Source organism: Archangium minus (assembly GCF_044360475.1).
Lineage (GTDB): Bacteria > Myxococcota > Myxococcia > Myxococcales > Myxococcaceae > Archangium > Archangium minus.
Genome location: NZ_CP043494.1, coordinates 5095293 through 5116619, shown reverse-complemented (window position 1 = coordinate 5116619; position 21327 = coordinate 5095293). Strand labels below are relative to the sequence as shown.

12 protein-coding genes, 2 tRNA genes and 3 rRNA genes are annotated in these 21327 nt (G+C 63.8%); 2 read left to right on the top strand and 15 right to left on the bottom strand.

Going from position 1 to position 21327, the window contains the following annotated elements:
* Positions 1-16: 16 nt before the first annotated feature.
* From secD to F0U60_RS21210, 5 genes are all read right to left on the bottom strand, one after another.
* Positions 17-1789, bottom strand: a complete 1773-nt coding sequence (secD, locus tag F0U60_RS21230; RefSeq protein WP_395822697.1) for a protein translocase subunit SecD — start codon at positions 1787-1789, stop codon at positions 17-19.
* The gene (yajC, locus tag F0U60_RS21225; protein ID WP_395822695.1) at positions 1789-2145 is read right to left on the bottom strand and encodes a preprotein translocase subunit YajC; all 357 of its coding nucleotides are present in this window, start codon (positions 2143-2145) and stop codon (positions 1789-1791) included. Before yajC ends, secD begins: the two co-directional genes overlap by 1 nt.
* A gap of 243 nt (positions 2146-2388) precedes the next feature.
* Positions 2389-3573, bottom strand: a complete 1185-nt coding sequence (gene tgt, locus F0U60_RS21220) for a tRNA guanosine(34) transglycosylase Tgt (RefSeq protein ID WP_395822693.1) — start codon at positions 3571-3573, stop codon at positions 2389-2391.
* A 13-nt stretch (positions 3574-3586) separates the two neighbouring features.
* A complete protein-coding gene (gene queA, locus F0U60_RS21215; RefSeq protein ID WP_395822691.1) occupies positions 3587-4672 on the bottom strand; it encodes a tRNA preQ1(34) S-adenosylmethionine ribosyltransferase-isomerase QueA in 1086 nt (361 codons plus the stop codon).
* A 49-nt stretch (positions 4673-4721) separates the two neighbouring features.
* A complete protein-coding gene (locus tag F0U60_RS21210; protein ID WP_395822689.1) occupies positions 4722-5828 on the bottom strand; it encodes a SpoIID/LytB domain-containing protein in 1107 nt (368 codons plus the stop codon).
* Between the two features lie 50 nt (positions 5829-5878).
* Here F0U60_RS21210 and F0U60_RS21205 point away from each other — a divergent pair, with 50 nt between their 5' ends.
* Positions 5879-6436 (top strand): hypothetical protein, encoded by a 558-nt coding sequence (locus F0U60_RS21205; RefSeq protein ID WP_395822687.1) that lies wholly within the window; start codon positions 5879-5881, stop codon positions 6434-6436.
* 493 nt (positions 6437-6929) lie between these two features.
* A complete protein-coding gene (locus tag F0U60_RS21200) occupies positions 6930-7460 on the top strand; it encodes a hypothetical protein (RefSeq protein ID WP_395822685.1) in 531 nt (176 codons plus the stop codon).
* 9 nt (positions 7461-7469) lie between these two features.
* Here the strand turns inward: F0U60_RS21200 and F0U60_RS21195 are convergent, their stop codons facing one another.
* The 10 genes from F0U60_RS21195 to F0U60_RS21150 all read right to left on the bottom strand — a co-directional run bounded on the left by F0U60_RS21195 (position 7470) and on the right by F0U60_RS21150 (position 21294).
* Positions 7470-8681: a KamA family radical SAM protein gene (locus F0U60_RS21195; RefSeq protein WP_395822683.1), complete on the bottom strand. Its 1212-nt coding sequence runs from the start codon at positions 8679-8681 to the stop codon at positions 7470-7472.
* A complete protein-coding gene (locus F0U60_RS21190) occupies positions 8681-10054 on the bottom strand; it encodes a KamA family radical SAM protein (protein ID WP_395822681.1) in 1374 nt (457 codons plus the stop codon). The genes F0U60_RS21195 and F0U60_RS21190 overlap by 1 nt, the downstream gene beginning before the upstream one ends.
* 96 nt (positions 10055-10150) lie before the next feature.
* Positions 10151-12925: a protein kinase gene (locus F0U60_RS21185; protein WP_395822679.1), complete on the bottom strand. Its 2775-nt coding sequence runs from the start codon at positions 12923-12925 to the stop codon at positions 10151-10153.
* A gap of 396 nt (positions 12926-13321) precedes the next feature.
* Positions 13322-13438: ribosomal RNA gene (gene rrf, locus F0U60_RS21180) — 5S ribosomal RNA — on the bottom strand.
* Positions 13439-13607: 169 nt separating this feature from the next.
* Positions 13608-16576: ribosomal RNA gene (locus F0U60_RS21175) — 23S ribosomal RNA — on the bottom strand.
* A 249-nt stretch (positions 16577-16825) separates the two neighbouring features.
* Positions 16826-16898: transfer RNA gene (locus tag F0U60_RS21170), tRNA-Ala, on the bottom strand.
* A gap of 81 nt (positions 16899-16979) precedes the next feature.
* Positions 16980-17056, bottom strand: a tRNA-Ile gene (locus F0U60_RS21165).
* Positions 17057-17241: 185 nt separating this feature from the next.
* Positions 17242-18776: ribosomal RNA gene (locus F0U60_RS21160) — 16S ribosomal RNA — on the bottom strand.
* Together the 16S, 23S and 5S rRNA genes with 2 tRNA genes alongside form the textbook arrangement of a ribosomal RNA operon.
* Positions 18777-19786: 1010 nt before the next feature.
* A complete protein-coding gene (gmk, locus tag F0U60_RS21155; RefSeq protein WP_395822677.1) occupies positions 19787-20419 on the bottom strand; it encodes a guanylate kinase in 633 nt (210 codons plus the stop codon).
* Complete coding sequence (locus F0U60_RS21150; RefSeq protein ID WP_395822675.1) at positions 20416-21294, bottom strand: YicC/YloC family endoribonuclease; 879 nt, start codon at positions 21292-21294, stop codon at positions 20416-20418. The genes gmk and F0U60_RS21150 overlap by 4 nt, the downstream gene beginning before the upstream one ends.
* Positions 21295-21327: the final 33 nt, after the last annotated feature.

The following is a 21327-nucleotide window of genomic DNA, read 5'->3' as shown; positions in this document are numbered from 1 at the left end:
GTACCTCGAGGCCCGACTAGACGGACACCGTCTGGGCGTTACGACCGTGGACGAAGTAGGTCATGATGACGCGCGTCACCAGGATGGACGTGAAGAGCGACGCCAGCAGGCCGATGATCATCGTGGTGGCGAAGCCGCGAATCGGACCGGTACCCGTGAAGAAGAGGATGAAGCCGGCGACGAGCGCGGTGACGTGGGCGTCGAAGATGGTCCAGAAGGCGCGATCGTAGCCCTGGTCCACCGCGGCGCGAGCCGTCTTGCCGTGGCTGAGCTCCTCGCGGATGCGCTCGTTGATGAGCACGTTGGCGTCCACCGCGATACCCAGCGTCAGCACGAAGCCCGCGATGCCCGGCAGGGTGAGCGTGGCGTTGAAGAGCGCCAGGCCGCCGAGGATGAGCAGACCGTTGAGCAGCAGCGCCACGTCCGCGATGAGGCCCGCGGACTTGTAGTAGATGGCCATGAAGGCGATGACGCACAGCACACCCACGGCCGCGGCCAGGCCGCCCTTGCGGATGAGCTCGTCGCCCAGCGAGGCGCCCACCTGGCGGATCTCACCGGTGGTCACCGGAGCCGGCAGCGCGCCCGCCTTGAGGGCCAGCGCCAGCGTCTGCGCGTCGGACAGCCACTCCTGGAGGGGACGGCCACCCGAGCGGCCCATGGTGATGCGCGCCCGGCCGCCACCGATGCGCTCGTTGATGCGCGGCGCCGACTGCACGTAGTCATCCAGGACGATGGCCATGCGGCGGCCCACGCCCTTCTCGGTGAGCAGCTCGAACTCACGCGCGCCGGCCGCGTCGAAGCTGACGTTCACCTCCGGCTCGTTGAGCTGGCTGAGCGAGGCGTCCGCACCCGTCAGGCTCTCGCCCGTGAGCGGCACGTCCTTCTCCACCAGGTAGGTGCGGTAGCTGTCGCACACGCCCTTCTTCGTCGCGCTCGGGATGCACTCCATCAGCACCTCGCGATCCTGGGGCGTCTTGTCCTTCAGGTACGTCAGCAGCGCCTCGCGGTTGGGGCCCTGCAGCTGGGGAAAGCCCTCGGCGGTGGTCAGCGTGATGTTGCTGCCCTCCGGCGGCGGGGTCTGCTGGTAGGTCGTCCCGAAGAAGTCGGTGGTGTCGTCCACCATGCGGAACTCGAGCTGCGCCGTGGTGCCCACCAGCTCCTTGGCCTGCTCGGGATCATTGCGGCCCGGCAGGGAGATCTGGATGGCGTCGGTGCCCAGCTTGCGCACGTCCACCTCGGCCACGCCCCACTTGTCGATGCGGCGGCGGATGACGAGCATCGCCTGGTCCACCGACTCCTCGCGGAAGAGGTTCACCTGGCCCTCGTCCGGCGCCAGCACCAGCTTGTTGCCGTCGCGCGACACCCGGACGAAGTCGGTGAAGGTGGCGAGCACCTCCTTCTCGATCGCGTCCATGGTGGCCGGATCCTGCGCCGTCAGCGTGAGCTGGAGCGCATTGGCATCCGTGTCCACGGTCACCTGGCCGATCTGCTTGTCCTGGTTGATGTAGCGGGCGATCTGATCACCCCGGCGCTCGGTCCGCTTCTCCAGCGCCGTCTTGGTGTCCACCCGCATCACCATGTGGATGCCGCCCTGCAGGTCCAGCCCCAGGTTGATGCGGTACTTCGCCGGGGGCGCCCACGCGGGCAGCTTCTCCTCGAGCAGGGCCAGGTTGTTGCGCTGGCTCCTATCGAGCACGAACAGGGAGTAATAGGAGGGGATGAGGAACCAGATGGTCAGCAGCGTCACGCCGATGACCAGGCCCAACCTCCAGTACCAGCCGCGGTCCATTACTTCTCCTCCTTCTTCTCGTCGGTCTTCGCGACCGGAGCCGGCGTCTCGCCAGGAGCGGCGTACCTGCCAGCCACAGAAGTCTTGAGTACGCGGATGCGCACTCCGGTGGAAACCTCGAGCGTCACCTCGCGCTCGGACACCACGTGGATGCGTCCGATGAGGCCGCCCTGGGTGATGACCTCATCACCCTTCTTCAGGCTGGAGATCAGCTCGCGGTGCGCCTTGAGCTGCTTCTGCTGCGGCCGGATCATGATGAAGTACATGATCGCGAACAGGCCGATGATGAACACGATGTTCGTCCATCCGCCGGGTCCGCCCGCTGCCTGAGCCAGGATCAGAAAGCTGTCTGCCACAAACCGCCTCTTCGCTTAGAAAGGGTTCCGCACGAGCCGCCGTCCACCATCGGACAACGGATTAATCGGAAAGGGGGGCCTCTTAGCAGTAGGCGCACACCCCGGGCAAGTGAACGGCGAGGCAGCCCCAGCCTTTCCGTGAAGCTTTATGCCCGCCCGCCCACCTCTCCCAGAGGCCCCGTCCGCCACTCCGCCGAGGCTGCGGCGGACCCCAGAAACCGGCCGGTTGGATGGCCGCCCGGGCTACTTCGACTTCGTGCGTTCGGCCTCCTGGGCCCGGGCCTTCTCCCGGAAGTCTCGGGCGAAGGCGGCGTACCGGTCCTCGGAGATGGCCTGGCGCACCTGCTTCATGAGACCCAGGAAGTAGTGGAGGTTGTGGAGGGTGTTGAGCCGCATGGCCAGGATTTCTCCCGCCACGAAGAGGTGCCGCAGGTAGGCCCGGCTGAAGTTGCGACAGGTGTAGCAGGAGCAGGCCGGATCCGCGGGCCGGGGATCCTTGGCGTACGTGGCATTGCGGATGGTGACCTTGCCCTCCGAGGTGAAGAGCAGGCCGTTGCGTGCGCACCGGGTGGGCAGCACACAGTCGAACATATCCACCCCGTGCTCCACGCAGGTGACCAGGTCCACGGGTGTTCCCACCCCCATCAGGTAGCGCGGCTTGTCCCGGGGAAGCAGCGGAGCGGAGAAGGCCACGCCCTCGTGCATGGCCTCGGGCGTCTCCCCCACCGAGTAGCCTCCGAGCGCGTACCCCGGCAGGTCCACCGCGCACACCTGCTCGGCGTGGGCCTTGCGCAGATCCTTGTTCAGGCCGCCCTGGACGATTCCGAAGAGCGAGGAGCGCTCACGGCTCCAGGCCTTCACGCACCGGTGCAGCCAGCGCGTGGTGCGCGCCAGGGACTTCTCCATGTAGGCCCGGTCCTCGGTGGAGGGCGGGCACTCGTCGAAGGCCATGATGATGTCCGCGCCGAGCGTCTCTTGAATCTCGATGGAGCGCTCGGGGGACAGGAGGATGTGCCGTCCGTCCAGGTGCGACTGGAAGGCCGCGCCCTCCTCGGTGATCTTCCGCTTCTCGGCGAGGCTGAAGACCTGGAAGCCCCCGCTGTCGGTGAGCATGGGGCGGTCCCAGGAGATGAAGCGGTGCAGGCCCCCCATCTCCCCCACCAGATCGTCCCCGGGGCGGAGCATCAGGTGGTAGGTGTTGCCGAGGATGATTTGAGCATCGAGCGTCAGCAGATCATCCGGCCCCACGCCCTTGACGCTGCCCACGGTGCCCACGGGCATGAAGATGGGCGTCTCCACCAGGCCATGAGGGGTGTGCAGCCGTCCCCGGCGCGCGCGCGTGCCCGAGGCGTCCTCGTGCAGCAGCTCGTAGCGCACCAGGCTCGGTGGAACGCGGGTGTCACCCTTCTCCTTGCGCGGCTCTCCCATTGCGTCGTGTCTCCTACTCCGTCACCAACATCGCGTCGCCGTACGAGAAGAACCGGTAGCCGGCGGCGACCGCCTCCCGGTAGGCAGCCAGGGTGCGCTCCCGGCCGAGCAGCGCGCTCACCAGCACCACCAGCGTCGAGCGCGGGAGGTGGAAGTTGGTGAGCAGCACGTCCACCTGCCGGAAGGTGAAACCGGGGCGGATGAACATCGTCGTCTCCCCCGGCCCGGCGCGCAGCGCGCCCGTGTCCGGGTCCGTGGCCGACTCCAGGGTGCGCACCACGGTGGTGCCCACTGCTACCACCCGGCGGCCCTCGGCCTTCGCGGCGTTCACCGCCCGGGCGGTGGCCTCGGAGACGAAGTAGCGCTCCGGGTGCATGTGGTGCTTCTCAAGGTTCTCCTCCCGGACGGGGAGGAATGTGCCGGGCCCTACGTCGAGCGTCACCTCGACGCGCTGGATGCCCCGGGCCGCGAGCGCCGCGAAGGTGGCCTCGGTGAAGTGCAGCCCCGCCGTGGGCGCCGCCACCGCGCCCGAGGCCCGCGCGTACACCGTCTGATAACGCTCGGCGTCAGAGTCCTCGGGAGGACGGGTGATGTAGGGCGGCAGGGGCAGGCGGCCGGCCTTCTCCAGCACCTCGGCGAGCGACGTGCCTGGCGCGGCATGGAAGCGCACCCGGTACTCGCCGCCCCCGAGCGCCTCCAGCACCTCGGCCTCCAGTCCTCCGGGGAAGGAGATGCGAGCCCCGGGCTTGAGACCCTTGGAGGCCTGACCGAGGCAGATCCACTCGAGGGCCTCTGCGGCGCCTCCAAGTGCCTGGGAGGTGAGCGTGGGGGCTGACGGGCGAACGACGAGCAGTTCCACGCGACCGCCGGTACCGACCTTGGAGCCGAGAAGCCGGGCGGGGATGACACGGGCGTCGTTGACGACCAGCAGGTCGCCCTCGCGCAGCAGCTCGGGCAGCTCGGAGAAGTGGCGGTGGGCCCACGCCCCCGAGGAGCGGCTCACCACCATGAGGCGGGAGGCATCTCGGGCGGAGAGGGGCGCCTGGGCGATCTGCGCCTCGGGCAGCTCGAAGTCGTAATCGGAGAGCAGTGACGACACGGGAGGAGGCGCTTCTAACAGCCTGGGAGCCTCGACGAAATGGGATGTGTCAGTAGAGCTGCTGCAGCTCGGTCCCCGGGTAGTAGTGCAGGAGGATGTCGCGGTAGGAGAGCCCCTCGTCCGCGAGCGCCTTGGCGCCCCACTGGCACAGGCCAGCACCGTGGCCATAGCCGCGGCCGTTGAAGTGCCAGCCGCCCGAGGTGCGCTCCACGTCGAACCCCAAGCTCTTGAGCTTCGTGTAGCCGAGCTTGCGCCGGAGCGTCGCCCCATCGAGTGAGGCGCCGCCGGAGGTGACCACCCGGTTCACCCGGTGGGTGCTGGTGCGGGAGGTGACCCGAAAGCCGTGGGGGGACTGGCCCAAGGCGGAGTGCAGCTCGGAGTCGGAGACGGTGGCGCTCCAGCGGCTGGCAGGCAGACGGCCACACGGGCAGTCCACGGCCTGCAGGTAGGGGAGCGCGCGCCCGAGGGCGTTCTGTCCGGTCTCGGTGCGGCCGCCGCAGGAGGCATGGAAGTAGGCCTCGATAGGGGCGAGCTCATAGGTAAGCACCTCCCCTCGGGTGGCCTCCACGGCGGAGCGGGTGCGCGCGTCCTCGCGGTTAAGGCCACCGTAGACCTGGTGGAGCACGCTGCTGCCCATGTGGAAGGGGCTGCCGTAGGCCTCGAGCTTCTTCTGGAGAGCGTAGGTGCGAGCGGCCACGGCCTGGGCTTTGAGGGCCTCGAGCGGGAAGGACACAGGCATCTCGCTGCCGAGCACGGCCGCGAGGTAGTCCTCGAGCGGGATGACGTTGATGAGCTGGAGCGCATCCTTGTAGAGGCGCACGACGACGTCGCCGCGAACCTCCATGTCACCCGCGCGCAGGGGCGAGGAACTTGGAACGCCGGCGGCCCCCGCGTCCAGGCCGGCACGGAAGCGCACCGCGTTGCCGATGACGGGGGCCCCGTTGAGCTCCAGACGCGAGCCTCGGCGCCGCACGACGACGCTGTCCTGGTCAAGTGGGGAGAAGCGGGCATCCTCGGTATCGGAGCCGAAGGACAGGCCCTTCCCACTCACACGTACCTCATTCTGGACGTCGCCCATGGCGATGCGCATGGTCTCCACGGCGAGCGCGCGGAGGGGCGCGAGCAGGAGCAGCAGCAGTGCGACAGGACGCAACATGCCGATCAGTGTAGGGGGTGGTGCACGAGGCTCAAGAAATCGGCCGGCGGATGACGGAGAATGCCGCCCCCGTGGCCCCAGCCCCCGACGCCTCCCGCCTCTCGACCGCCGAGCTCCGCGCGGCGCTACAAGCGTTGCCGTACCGCACCACTGCCTTCCTCGTGACGCGGCTGGTGCAGAACCGCTCGCTGGAGGACAGCGCGACCTTCTATGGCATCTCGAAGGAGGCGTTCTCAGTCCACCTGCTCAGGGCCGGCCTGGCCCTGACGAAGGAGGCGGCCCTCCCCTGCCGACCGCCGGAGAACGACACAGAAGAGGACGTCTGGGCGAGGGCGCTCGCCGAGGTGCTGGAGCGCGAGACCGCGGCGGTGCCCCCGGTACTGGCAGGAACGGTGGCCCTGTGCCGGCGACTGCGCGAGCTGGGCCCGGAGGTCGCGGCGGCGCTCGAGGCGGCCGAGCATGAGGAGGAGGACTCTCCGAAGCGCCAGCGGGAGGACTGGCTGAGGAAGCTGGCAGTGCTGGCCCTGTTAGGGCTGACGGCATACCTGTACTGCAATCGCCCCGAGGAACGACCTCCGCCTGTCCAACCGCGGTCCATCGAGCGCTGAGGCCCTGGACGGAGCAGGTGACGGACGCATAAGGGAGACGCATGCGCGCTGCGAGCCTTGCCCTGCTGACCCTGGCCCTCGTGGGATGTCCCAAGCAGGTGGATAACCGGGTCGCCGGTTCGGACGATGACCAGCTCACGGCCTACGAGGCGAGGCTCGAGGAGCTGCGAGCCCGAGGCGCCTCAGACGGAGACCCGACCTGTTCAGACCGGTGCACCCTCTCCACCCAAACATGCGGCGTGGCAGAAAACCTCTGCGAGGTGGTGGCGGACCACCCAGAACGAACGGATCTCCCGCAGAGGTGCATTCGAGCAAGGGAGTCCTGCGCGGAAACAACGGACAGCTGCAAGCGCTGCCAGTCCCGCTGACCCCTCTTCCCTCTCCCTCTGGGAGAGGGTCGGGGTGAGGGTATGCAGCTCCTGGGTCATGCCCATGAGATTACCCACCGTTCCCCGACCTCCCGTACGATGGGAGAGCCCACCCAGGAGCGCCCATGTCCCGCCGTCTCTCCATCCTGTTGCTCACAAGCTGGCTCACCGTGCCGGGCCTCGCGCTCGCGGAGGAGCTCACGTCCGAGCAGCTCGCCCGCATCCGGCGTGACGAAAAGGCAGCGGAGGCGAAGGTGAACGCGGCGCACGGAAACAAGAAGCCCTCGGAGCTGAGCAATGCCGAGCGGCGGCAGATCATCCGTGAGCAGCAGGAAGCCATCCAGGAAGTGATGGAGAAGAATGGCGTGTCGCGGAAGGACTACGCGCGGCAGATGGCCCGGATGGGGCCGAAGCAGAACGCGGAGGTCGAGGCCGCGGAGAAGGCGCTGGAGGAGAAGGCCGCGGCCTCCAAGAGCCAGGAGTCCGGAGAGATCCAGGTCCAGCAGGGCTTCAGCGAAGAGAACCCAGTGACGCTGGAAGAGCAGGCAGGCTCACTGCCCGCGGTGGAGCACGGCCTGCCCACCGAAGAGGAAGTCCCGGCAGAGGGCGAGCAGTCCCCAGCCGAGAGCGAGCAGGCGCCATCCGTGGAGGAGTGAGCCCCTCCCCTACCCCCAACGCTTCTGCTGCCACACGGAGTCGTAGGGGCAGGAGCAGTCGGTCTCCTCGGGCTCGGGATAATCGTAGCGCTCGCCCTTGTAGTTGCGGAACACGGTCTTCTGCTCACCGCGCTCGAGCACGTAATCAGGCTGGAGCGTCACCTTGCCGCCGCCGCCGGGCAGGTCCACGGCGAGGTGGGGCACGGCGAGCCCGGTGGTGTGACCGCGCAGCTGCTGGAGGATCTCCATGCCCTTGGAGATGGGGGTGCGCAGGTGCTCGCAACCTTCGGCCACGTCCATCTGGTGGAGGTAGTACGGGCGAACGCGGATGCGCAGGAGGGAGTGGGAGAGCTCCTTGATGATGCGGGCATCCGAGTTGAGCCGCCGCATGAGCACGGCCTGGTTCTCCACGGGGACGCCATGGTCCACGAGCCGCTCGCAGGCCTCGCGGGCCTCGGGGGTCACTTCCTTCGGGTGGTTGAAGTGGGTGACGACGTAGAGGGGGGCGTAGCGGCGCAGGAGACGGGCCAGCGAGTCAGTGACGCGCATGGGCAGGCACACGGGCACGCGCGTGCCGATGCGAACCATCTCCACGTGGGGGATGTCGTACAGGGGCGCGAGCAACTCCTCCAGCCGCTCCTCGGAGAGGAGGAACGGATCCCCACCGGAGATGAGCACGTCGCGCACCTCGGGGTGGCGGCGGATGTACTCGATGCCGCGGCGCATCTGCTCCTTGGAGAGCTCGGCCTCACCGCCCTTGGTGATACGGCGGCGGGTGCAGTGGCGGCAGTAGACGGAGCACGTGTCGAGCGCGAGGAAGAGCACGCGGTCCGGGTACTTGTGGACGATGGCCTCCTCGGGCCGAGTCTTGTCCTCGCCGAGCGGATCCGCGAGCTCACCGGGGCGGATGCGGGCCTCGGCGCGAACGGGAATGGACTGCATCCGGATGGGACAGAGCGGATGATCCCGGTCGATGAGGGACAGGTAGTACGGGCTGATGCCGATGCGGAACAGGGAGGAGGTCTCCTGCACGCCGGCGCGCTCGTCGGGCGTGAGGGGGACGTACTTCTCCAGCTGCGCGAGGTTGCGCACGGCATGGCGCTGGTGCCACCGCCAATCAGACCACTCGGCGTCGGTGGCCGCGGGAAACAGGGCCCGGCGCCCGGCCTCGGAAGCCGGGTGCGCGGGAGCGCCCTTGGAGGGCGGCACTGAGGGGGACATCACGCCGCCTTGGCCTGCTCGCGCCACCACTGCTGGCCCGACTCGGGCAGCGTGTAGATGGGATCGAAGTACTCGTACTTGCGCGAGAGGGCGTCGGGGTCATTGCCCTCGATGCCGGTGCGGTAGTTCTTGGTCCAGTACGAGATGCCGCGCTCGCGGTCGTAATCAGCCACCTGATGAATCCAGCGCTTACCGACGAAGGGCACGTCGCAGACGATGCGCGGGGTGGCGAAGCCGGGCATGTACCCCATGATGTCGTGCTGGAGCTGCTGGGCCTCGGCCACGCTGAGCCGCCAGTGCTCCGAGTTGGGGATCATGTCGCACATGTAGAAGTAGTACGGGAGGATCTTCGCGTGATCGAGCAGCGTGAAGCACAGCTCGAGGAGATCCTTGGGGGTGCTGTTGACGCCGCGCAGGAGCACGCCCTGGTTGCGCACGTCGCGGAAGCCCATGTCGAGCAGCTTGCGCACGGCCTTGCCCACGAGCGGGGTGAGCTGGCGGGCGTTGTTGACGTGGGTGTGGAGCGCGAGGTCCACGCCACGCTCATTGGCCTTCTTGGCGAGGCGCTCCAGCCCCTGCAGGACGGAGTCCTGGAGGAAGTGCTGGGGGATGGCCATGAGGCCCTTGCTGGCCAGGCGGATGTCCCGGATGTTGGGGATGTCGAGTAGCGCGCTGACGAACGGCTCGAGGGCCTGGATGGGCAGGTTGGCGATGTCCCCGCCGCTGACCACCACGTCGCGGACGGTGGGCGTCCGGCGCAGGTAGTCGAGCATCTGCTCGTAGCGCTCTTTCTGGGGGATGTTGAAGCGGTGCTTCTGGACCTGGGGGACGTCATTGCCCACGAGATCCATGCGAGTGCAATGGCCGCAGTACTGGGGGCAGGTCGGAAGCATCTCCGCCAGCACCTTGGTGGGGTAGCGGTGGGTGAGGCCCTCCACGACCCACATGTCCGCCTCATGGAGGCTGTCGCGACTGGCCTTGGGGTGGTTGGGCCACTCGGGGTGCCGGTCGTCGAAGGCGGGCAGCATGTAACGGCGGACCGGGTCATTCCACAGGTCCGTCTCGTCCAGGGTGTTGAGCATCTGGGGCGGGACGAGGATGGACATCGTCGCGCGCTCGCGCTGATCGCGCTCCATGCTGGCCAGGAGATCTTCGGGCAGCAGATGGCCGAGGACGGCCTGGAGTTCCTTGAGGTTCTTGACGGTGTGCTTGCGCTGCCAGACGGAGCTTTCCCACTCGGCTTGGGTCACGTTCTTGTAGCCGGGCAGGCGCCTCCAGTCCGGCTCCACGAACTCACGGCGGAGTGGGTAGGAGAAAGGCTGCTGCGCGGGGCCGGCCGAGGAGGCCTTGCCGCGGATGGGCGTCGTCGTCATGGCAACCAACCTTAATGGAACCAGGCCCCGAGAACAGGAAGCCCAGGGAGAGGTCCCTCTTTACCCAACATTGGAAAGAGGGCAACGAATGCGTGACTACTCGACCGGGATGTTGATGAGCTTGGCAACTTCCCCCTCAGAGATCTCTACCTTCTGAGGCTTGCTCTGCTTGCCGCCGAGCTTGAAGACGACCGTGCGGCTACCCACTGGCAAGATCAGCGGATTGCCGAGCGCCACGGGCGTCTCACGGCCGGTGTTCTTGCCATCGACCCAGATCTGAGCCCCGGCGGGTCGGGAGCTGCACGCGAGCTTGCCCTTGGCCACGGCGCGAGGAGGAGGAGGAGGAGCCTTGGTGCTACCGGAGCTGCTCTTCGGTGAAGGGGGCGGCTTCGTGACGGGGCGCTCCGCGACAGGGGCAGGCGCCTCCTTCTCGAGCTCGAAGGGCACCTTCACTTCCGTGTCGCCATCAGAACGGAACTTGCCGGTGTAGCTCTTGTAGCCCGCGCGCGAAACCGTGAAGGAGTAGGTCTTCCCGATGGTGAGGTTGGCGAGCCTGGCGTCGGGAGTCTTTCCCACGCGCTTGCCACCCACCTCGATCTCCGCGCCGGCACTTCCCACGAACACCGCCTCGAACGTTGTCGGCTTGGGAGGCTCCTCGGCAGCAGGTGAAGTCCCCGTGCCCGTACCGGCGGCCGATGCAGTTTGGGGAGCCGGGACCTCCTTCGGCGCATTCTCCTCGGGCAAGGAGCCCGAAGGCGTACCACTCTGAGCACCAGTCCCCGTACCGGTACCTGTGGCGTTGGCGACCTGGGTGTCATTCGCCACGGGCTTTTCGGGCTGATCGGGCGGAGGTTCGGCCACCAACTTCACGGACACGACCTGCGGACGCTCTCCCTTGGTCACGGTCACCATCTGCTCCGCGGGCAAATGACCCGGGGCGGTGGCAGTCAACTTGTGAGTCCCCTCGGGGAGCTCAATGACCTGGTTCTGCGCGTAGATCTGCCCGTCGATCCGGACCTCGGAGCCCTTCGCAGGCTGGACGGAGATCATCAGACTGGCGGTGCGAGGCCCGGACAACAACACGACGCCCAAAATCACGAGCACGAACACCGCGGCGCCCGCGGCAATCCCGATAATGGCCTTGGAGGGGAGCTTCTTTCCAACTCCGACGACGGCGCGCGGTGCTGGTTTTTGGGGGGCGGGCTTCAACTTCTCGGGCACGGGGGCCTGAGCCGTTGGCGGGAGGGTGATGGGGCCGGTCGTCTCCTCCTCCTGGGGGTCGTGCAACGGACCTTGTGCACGAGAATCGTCGTAATCGTCCGGAGCCTCGGGTAGCTGCTGCCCGTCTTGATGAGAGGAGGAGTCCAGCTCCTCATCCATCTGCAGCCGCATCCGCTCCCCAGTGGGCATTGGGCTCATCATGGTGCCACCCGACTCGATATGACCGACGCGGGTAGCATTTGACTCCTCCAGGGCATCCGGCTCCGGGCGAGCCGTAGGGGCGGGCCCGATAACGGTAGCGCCAGAGTAGCCTTCCCCTTCTTCCCCAATGACCACCTGCTGCTTCCCGCCACGGAACCTGTCACGAGGGGTGGGCGGCAGGGTTTCATCCAACTCGGGAGGGTAGTTCGTCTCTCCGGTGAGGCTGTCGTCGACCAGCACACTGGCCGAGGGCTCCGGGGAGGAATCTGGCCGATGGATGATGGAAGGATCGAAGATCTGCGTCTTGTCCCCTGCCCCATCGAGTTCCGCCAGCTCTTCCTCGGTAGGAGGCGGCACGACGGGTTGGGCCTGGGCCGTGGGCGAACGGCCAGCAACGGGCGTCGCGGGGAGCGCCTGTTGCCGACGTGGCGAGCGGGAGATGTCACCCGTGACGCCAGAGGCTTCAATCTGCTCCGGGCGCTCGACGGAAGCGTAGCGCTCCATCTTCTCGGCCTCGCGGATGATGTCCTCCGCGAAGGCCTCCTTCATGTAGCCCGAGAGGTGCTTGGACGAGTAGATGGCATCGCCGGCCAAGAGGAACCGCATGAGGTCCTCCTGGAGATCCGACGCCCACTGATAACGATCCTCCGCATCACGGGCGAGAGCCTTGAGCATCACCTTCTCAAGGCCCACGGGAACGTTCGGGTTGAACTGACGCGGCGTGGGCACATCCGCGTTGCGCACCTTCTCCAGGGTGGAGAAATCAGATTCGCCGACGAACAACCGCTCGCCCGTGAGCATCTCGTAGAGGATGACGCCCACGGCGAAGACGTCGCTGCGACGATCGATGGGCAGGCCGCGGACCTGCTCCGGGCTCATGTAACCAAACTTGCCCTTGAGGATGCCGGCCTGCGTCTTCTGCGACCGGTTCGCCGCCTTCGCGATACCGAAGTCGATGAGCTTCACCTCTCCCTCGTACGAAATGAGGATGTTCTGCGGAGAGATGTCGCGGTGGATGATGTTCAGATCTTGCCCGCGAGCGTCCTTCTTGCGGTGTGCGTAATCGAGCCCCTCGCAAATCTTGGAGGCGACGAAGACGGCCTGGGCCGTGGGCATGATCTCCTTGCGCCGCCGGTAGCGCTCCAGGAGCGTGCGCAGATCCCGCCCGGACACGTACTCCATGGCGATGAAGTAGGTGTCCTCGTGCTTCCCGAGCTCGTGGATGTGCACGATGTTGGCGTGGTTCAGCTGCACGCTGATCCGCGCCTCATCGATGAACATCGTGATGAACTCGTCGTCCTCCGCCATCGTCGGAAGGATCTTCTTGATGGCGAGGATCCGTTCGAACCCCTCGACGCCGAAGGCCTTGGCCGTAAAGACCTCCGCCATGCCGCCAACGTTGATGCGCTCGAGGAGGAGGTACTTGCCAAATAAGGTCGGCTTCTTCATTGCGTGGATCCGCCCGCACCCGGAAGGCCACAACGCCGCTCAGAGAGAAACGGTGGGTGGAAAAACCGGACGAACCCGGGACTTTAGACGGAGCACTGACGGTGAGTCAAACCACCCCGGAGAGCGGATTCCCCAAGAGTTCCAGCCACTTGGGCCATAAAACCCCGCTCGAAGGACGGCGGAGACTCGCTCCGGCCGAATTTACGAGAGCGAAGAGCCTGCGCGCTGCCCCCTAGAACGGGAGAATCCCCACGACGCGGCAGGCTACGCCCACCAGGGCAGCCCAGAAACTGAGGGCCTGAGGGCCTGGTCACACGAGCGGCGAGAGAAAGAGCCCGCAAAGGCGAAGGCCCCGAGTCCACACGTGGGTGTGAGGACTCGGGGCCTTCAAAAAAAATCCGGCAGCGACCTACTCTCCCGCGCGGTTTCCCGCGGAGTACCATCGGCTCTGGAGGGCTTAACTTCCGTGTTCGGGATGGGAACGGGTGGGACCCCTCCGACATTGCCACCGGAAAACATGTGACGCGTGCATACAAAGGGTAGTTTTCAATTTCCTGCTGACAGAAGCTGGTGCCTTCTTCCGAGCCCGGCGCCACTCGCTTTCGGAGCGCGCTCAGGGGCCTCGACCTTGGCCTCGAATCCCTTACTCCCCCGTTTCGGTGGAGCCTGTGAGAGATTGAGGTAAAGTAAGCCGCACGACCAATTAGTACCGGTTAGCTCAACGCGTTACCGCGCTTACACACCCGGCCTATCAACGTCGTAGTCTTCGACGGGTCTTCAGGGGCTTGCGCCCGGGATACCTGTTCTTGAGGTCGGTTTCCCGCTTAGATGCTTTCAGCGGTTATCCAATCGACACATGGCTACCCAGCGATGCCTCTGGCGAGACAACTGGTACACCAGCGGTGTCTCCAACCCGGTCCTCTCGTACTAAGGTCAGAGCCTCTCAAGTATCCTACGCCCACAGCAGATAGGGACCAAACTGTCTCACGACGTTTTGAACCCAGCTCGCGTACCGCTTTAATTGGCGAACAGCCAAACCCTTGGGACCTGCTCCAGCCCCAGGATGCGATGAGCCGACATCGAGGTGCCAAACCTCCCCGTCGATGTGAACTCTTGGGGGAGATAAGCCTGTTATCCCCGGAGTACCTTTTATCCGTTGAGCGATGGCCCTTCCATTCAGGACCACCGGATCACTATGACCTGCTTTCGCACCTGCTCGACATGTCTGTCTCGCAGTCAAGCTCCCTTATGCCATTGCACTCGACGCCCGGTTTCCAATCGGGCTGAGGGAACCATCGCGCGCCTCCGTTACATTTTGGGAGGCGACCGCCCCAGTCAAACTACCCACCAGACAGTGTCCCAGCTCCCGTTGAGGGGGCATGGTTAGACACCAGAATCCGACAGGGTGGTATTTCACCGTTGCCTCCACCGAACCTAGCGGCCCGGCTTCAAAGGCTCCCACCTATCCTACACAGTCGAACCCTAGTGTCACTGTCAAGTTGTAGTAAAGGTTCACGGGGTCTTTCCGTCTTGCTGCGGGTAAACTGCATCGGCACAGCTATTTCAATTTCGCTGAGTCCCTCTCCGAGACAGTGCGGAAGTCGTTACTCCATTCGTGCAGGTCGGAACTTACCCGACAAGGAATTTCGCTACCTTAGGACCGTTATAGTTACGGCCGCCGTTTACTGGGGCTTCGGATCATCGCTTCGCCTTGCGGCTGACGAATCCCCTTAACCTTCCAGCACCGGGCAGGAGTCAGACCCTATACGTCGGCTTCGTGCCTTCGCAGAGTCCTGTGTTTTTGGTAAACAGTCGCTACCGCCATTTCTCTGCAACCTCTCTCGGCTCCAGCTGTACGCCTTCACCTACCAGAGGCCCACCTTCTTCCGAAGTTACGGTGGAAATTTGCCTAGTTCCTTGGAGGAGAGTTCTCTCAAGCGCCTTAGGATTTTCTCCTCACCCACCTGTGTCGGTTTGCGGTACGGACACCCTGTAGACTCCCCGCGGAACTTTTCTTGGAAGCCGAGCATCAACGACTTACCCCGTGAGGGGTGCCATGGGGTCTCGGGGATAGCTGCCGCGCCTTTTCATCGTACGCGACACCCCTACGCCTTTGGACTGGCACAACCACCGGCCAGCTCGTCTAGCTTTCTCCGTCCTTCCTCGGTTCAACGTCTACAAGATGGCGCAGGAATATTAACCTGCTTGCCATCACCTACGCCTTTCGGCCTCGGCTTAGGTCCCGGCTAACCCTGGGAAGATTAACTTGACCCAGGAAACCTTGGGTTTACGGCGAGGGGGTTTCTCACCCCCTTTATCGCTACTCATTTCGGCATCAGCACTCGCAACCACTCCAGCAGCCCTTGCGGTCTACCTTCGCTGTAGTTGCAACGCTCCCCTACCACTGCATGCGCCTGACGCATGCAATCCGAAGCTTCGGCGCTAGTCTTGAGCCCCGTTACATTTTCGGCGCGGCCTGTCTCGACCAGTGAGCTATTACGCTTTCTTTAAAGGATGGCTGCTTCTAAGCCAACCTCCTGGTTGTCAATGACCTGCCACATCCTTTCTAGTGTTCACTTAGACTAGACTTGGGGGCCTTAGCTGTCGGTCTGGGTTATTCCCCTCTTGCCAATGGACGTTATCACCCACTGACTGCTTCCCGAGATAACAATTACCGGCATTCGGAGTTTGGTACGGTTTGGTAATCTGGTGAGACCCCTAGCCGTTCCAGTGCTCTACCTCCGGTATTGAATTCCTCGAGACGATACCTAAATATCTTTCGGGGAGAACCAGCTATCACGGAGTTTGATTGGCCTTTCACCCCTACACACAGCTCATCCCAGAAATTTTCAACTTTCATGAGTTCGGTCCTCCATGAGGTGTTACCCTCACTTCAACCTGGCCATGTGTAGATCACCCCGCTTCGGGTTATAATGCACGCAACTGTAGTCGCCCGTTTCGGACTCGCTTTCGCTCCGGCTCCACCTATCGGCTTAGCCTCGCTACGTACATTAAGTCGCCGAATCATGATGCAAAAGGTACGCCCTCGCACTGTCTTGCGACGTAGTGCTCGGACTGCTTGTAGACATGCGGTTTCAGGTTCTTTTGACTCCCCTCACTGGGGTTCTTTTCACCTTTCCCTCGCGGTACTTGTCCACTATCGGTCGCCAAGGAGTATTTAGCCTTACCGGATGGTCCCGGCAGATTCAGGCAGGATTGCACGTGTCCCGCCCTACTTGGGTACCCCGCTCGGCCTCCACCGGTTTTCGCGTACGCGACTGTCACGCTCTTTGGTGCACCTTTCCAGGTGCTTCCGCTAACCAGCAAAGGTCCTACCGCGGACCCGCAACCCCGGTGCCACTTGCGTGACACCGGTTTAGGCTGTTCCCGTTTCGCTCGCCACTACTTCGGGAATCACTCATTGTTTTCTTTTCCTCAGGGTACTGAGATGTTTCACTTCCCCTGGTTCGCTCCTTCGGCCCTATGTATTCAGGCCGAGGTAACGCGGCTTTCACCACGTTGGGTTTCCCCATTCGGACATCTCCGGCTCAACGTTCGGTTGGCAACTCCCCGGAGCTTTTCGCAGCCACCCACGTCCTTCTTCGCCTCTTGGCACCTAGGCATCCACCGCACGCCCTTAGTAGCTTACTTACCTTAATCCCTCGCAAGCCCGCCTCCCGGCGGGATTTTCAAAACTCGAGACCAAGGTCCAGGCCCCAGCTCTTCGCTGCGGAACCCGGAAGAATGCATTGCTTGAGCTCACCGCTTCCAGCACCTGGCCGCTATCGCAGCACCAGGTACCTTCTGCTGGTGAGTCGAACTTCTCTCAGCAGAAATTGAATTCTACCCTTCGTATGCACTTGTCAAAGAACGCTTCCAATCCATTGATTGGAATACTTGTGGAGCTGATCGGGATCGAACCGACGACATCTAGCTTGCAAAGCTAGCGCTCTCCCAGCTGAGCTACAGCCCCATAACTTCTCTTTACCCAAAGTCGTCGTGGAGCGCTACCGGCTGGCTTCCGCGGCACCGAGCCTTCCCTCAGCAGGGAAGCTGGTGGGCCTAGGTGGACTTGAACCACCGACCTCACGCTTATCAGGCGTGCGCTCTAGCCAGCTGAGCTATAGGCCCAGTTGGTGAGTTACCCGTACAGCTACCTTCATTCTCAAAGAACCGAGCCACGGCTGGCTCAGCCCCTCAAAACCAAACAGCAAGCCCAGACGATTGGGAAACGTTGACCTGGTCGACCTCGGCAGCTTTCGCTGCTGGTACACCCTGTGGCGCCGAAGCGCTCACCGTGTACCCGGTCTCCTTAGAAAGGAGGTGATCCAGCCGCAGGTTCCCCTACGGCTACCTTGTTACGACTTCACCCCAGTTACCGACCACTCCTTGGGCACCTCTTGGTGAGATGACTTCTGGAGCAATCGACTCCCATGGTGTGACGGGCGGTGTGTACAAGGCCCGGGAACGTATTCACCGCGGCGTGCTGATCCGCGATTACTAGCGATTCCGCCTTCATGGAGTCGAGTTGCAGACTCCAATCTGAACTGAGACCGGTTTTATGCGATTAGCTCCCCCTCGCGGGTTGGCGACGCGTTGTACCGGCCATTGTAGCACGTGTGTAGCCCTGGTCATAAAGGCCATGAGGACTTGACGTCATCCCCACCTTCCTCCGGTTTAACACCGGCAGTCCCTCTAGAGATCCACTTGCGTGGCAACTAAAGGCGAGGGTTGCGCTCGTTGCGGGACTTAACCCAACATCTCACGACACGAGCTGACGACAGCCATGCAGCACCTGTCTCTCGGTTCCCTTGCGGGCACTCCCTCATCTCTGAAGGATTCCGAGGATGTCAAGACCAGGTAAGGTTCTGCGCGTTGCGTCGAATTAAACCACATGCTCCACCGCTTGTGCGGGCCCCCGTCAATTCCTTTGAGTTTTAGTCTTGCGACCGTACTTCCCAGGCGGAGAACTTAATGCGTTAGCTACGGCACCGCGGGGGTCAACACCCACGACACCTAGTTCTCATCGTTTACGGCGTGGACTACCAGGGTATCTAATCCTGTTTGCTCCCCACGCTTTCGCGTCTCAGCGTCAGTTACCGTCCAGGTGGCCGCCTTCGCCACCGGTGTTCCTCCCCATATCTACGAATTTCACCTCTACTTGGGGAATTCCGCCACCCTCTCCGGCACTCAAGCTCTGCAGTTTCGGGCGCACTTCCTCAGTTGAGCTGAGGGCTTTCACACCCGACTTGCAAAGCCGCCTACACGCGCTTTACGCCCAATAATTCCGAACAACGCTTGCACCCTCTGTATTACCGCGGCTGCTGGCACAGAGTTAGCCGGTGCTTCTTCTCCCGGTACCGTCAAGCCCCAGCGTGTTAGGCTGAGGGTTTTCGTCCCGGTCGAAAGTGCTTTACAATCCGAAGACCTTCATCACACACGCGGCGTTGCTGCGTCAGGCTTTCGCCCATTGCGCAAAATTCCCCACTGCTGCCTCCCGTAGGAGTCTGGACCGTGTCTCAGTTCCAGTGTGGCTGATCGTCCTCTCAGACCAGCTACCCGTCGTCGCCTTGGTGGGCCATTACCCCGCCAACTAGCTGATGGGCCGCGGACTCATCTAGGTGTGATAGCTTGTATACAGAGGCCACCTTTTCCCTCAGGAGCCGAAGCTCCCGGGGCTTATCCGGTATTAGCCAATCTTTCGACTGGTTATCCCAGACACCCAGGCAGATTATCCACGTGTTACGCACCCGTGCGCCGCTCTACTAGGATTGCTCCATTCGCGCTCGACTTGCATGTGTTAGGCACGCCGCCAGCGTTCGTTCTGAGCCAGGATCAAACTCTCCAATTGAAATTGAAGGTTTTGAACCGGCATCCGTCAGGGCCCGGCTAAGGGACACCTGACTTCGCTGTTCAGGGCACCTCGGAATCGACTCACGCCGACTCGCTGGAGGTGCCGTTTAGAATTGACTGCGGTTTCCGCAATCGTCTTCTTCTTGGGCTTGCTATTTGGTTTTCAAAGACCGAGCCGCTTGTTGCTGCCGCGGCTTTCTGCTACGCTGCCTCTACTTCTCAGCGGCACCCCATTCAACCTCGGGGGCTGCCTTCTTTATTTCAAAGCGACTTTTCTGTCAAGCGGCCGTTGCCGCTCCGTTTCATCGCTTCGCCTCGTAGAGAGTCAACATCGCGCCGGGGCGCTTTGTTTCTTCTTTCGAGGAGGGGCGCGGAATCTACTTCGCTTCCGCGTCTCGTGTCAACTCGCTTCGTCGACTCTTTCTTCCGCCTCGCTTCGACTGTGTCACCTGCGCGACACCCGCCGTTTCGAGGGGAGGCAGCTTCTACCACCGCCGCGTGGGGAGTCAACTTCGCTCGCCGACTTTGTATTTCGTCTTTCACTGCTTCGGTCGGAGACCTCCGTCGCCGTTGCGACTTCACCTTCCCGTCCGAGGGGGCGCGGCTTTTACCTCCGCGTCCGAGTGGATTCAACCGCAACTTCATTTCGGTCGATTCCGCTCACCGTCGGCTTTTTCAGCCGGACTGGCGAGGTTCTCAGTATCTAGGACCACTATCGGGACTTGTCAACTTCATCAACCTGCCCCGCTCGGCGGGCAACAACCACCGCAGCGACAGCTAGCGCGGTAATGCCCATGCCTTCGGTCCTTATTGATGCTCAAAAGAACAACTCACTTCGCTGAAGTGTCACGCGTGTGACACCGCGCCGTGAGGTGAGGCGGCTTATCCACCAGGTGATCAGGCAGCGCAAGCTATTTCTGACCATCCCCCACCCACTCCAACTCGTTCAGCTCCGGCTCATGGGTGGTGTAGAGAAACCGCCTCTCGAACTCTCTTCATTCCCCCAGCTCAGGTTCCCGACTTCTCCAGCCGGAGTTTCGAAAGATCTACCCGTCCCCGGCGGCAGCGCTCGGAGACGACGATTGCATGTAGATCCCGATAGGCGCGCTCGAAGTCGTCGTTCACGATGATGTAGTCGTACGAGGCAACTCCTCGCTCAATCTCCGAGCGGGCGGCCAGCATCCGACGCCGGATCGTGTCCTCCGCGTCGGTCCCACGCTCGCGCAAGCGCCGCTCGAGCTCCTCCATGGCAGGAGGTACGACAAAGACGAGCACCGTGTCGGGGTGCTTGCGCTTGATCGCCAGTCCCCCCTGCACGTCGATATCGAAGATGGCTACGCCCCGCCGTGCTCGGGCTTCATCCACCACGGCCTGGGAGCTCCCGTAGAAGTGGCCATAGACCTCGGCCCACTCAACGAACTCGCCCCGCTCGATGCGCTCTTGAAAGGAAGCGACGTCCACGAAGTGGTAGTCCACTCCGTCCTGCTCCCGTCCTCTGGGCTTCCGGGTGGTGACGCTGATGGAGAAAAGGGCCTCCGGCAGCTCGCCGAGCAGGCGGCGCGCCAAGGTGGTCTTCCCCGTCCCCGAGGGAGCTGAGAGGACAAGCAAGATGCCGGGCTGGAGAGAAGTAGGCTCGTTCATTCGACGTTCTGGACCTGTTCGCGGATGCGCTCGACTTCGGCCTTCATCGATACCACTCGCGAGGAGATCTCCGCGTGCTGACTCTTGGAGCCCGTGGTGTTCACTTCGCGGTGCATCTCCTGCACAAGAAAGTCCATGCGGCGGCCCGCCGGCTCGCTCCCCGCCATCAATTGGCGGAACTGCTCGAGGTGACTGGCTAGCCGCGTCATCTCCTCGGCAATGTCCGTCCGCTCGGCGAAGACGGCGACCTCCTGGGCGAGCCGCTGCTCGTCCACGGAGATGCCACGGGCCAGCTCCGCTACGCGCTCGGCCAGCCGCTGGCGGTACTCCTCCACTGAACGGGGTGCCAGCGCGGCGACCTCCCGGCTCCAGCGCTCGATAAGCCCGAGCCTCGCCTCCAGGTCCGCATGGATCGCCTCTCCCTCCACCTGCCGCATCCGCTCCAGCGCGCTGAGCGCTTGCTCCAGCGCCTCCTGCACGGCCCGCGTTGCCGACTCCACGTCCATGCCCCGCTCCTCCAGCCGCATCACCCCTGGCTGGTTGGACACATGGGTCCAGGACACCTCGGCCATCATCCCGAGCGCCTCGGCGACCTCACGGAAGGCTCGCGCGTACTCCCGCGCCAACGCCACATCCACCACCGGCACCGTCCCAGCCGCCGTCGCCGTCTGCCTCTTGATGAAGACCTCCACCGAACCGCGGGCAAGTCGGTCCTTCACCTGCTTCGTCACCGCCGACTCCAGCGCCGCCAGCTCCCTCGGTAGCCGGACCTTTACCTCGCAGAATTTGTGGTTGAGAGAGCGCAGCTCCACGGAGAACTCCTCGTCCCCCACACGCGCGCGTCCCGCTCCAAACCCGGTCATGCTCTTCAACATTGGCGGCTTGCTAGGCGCTTCCGGTCAGCAGGT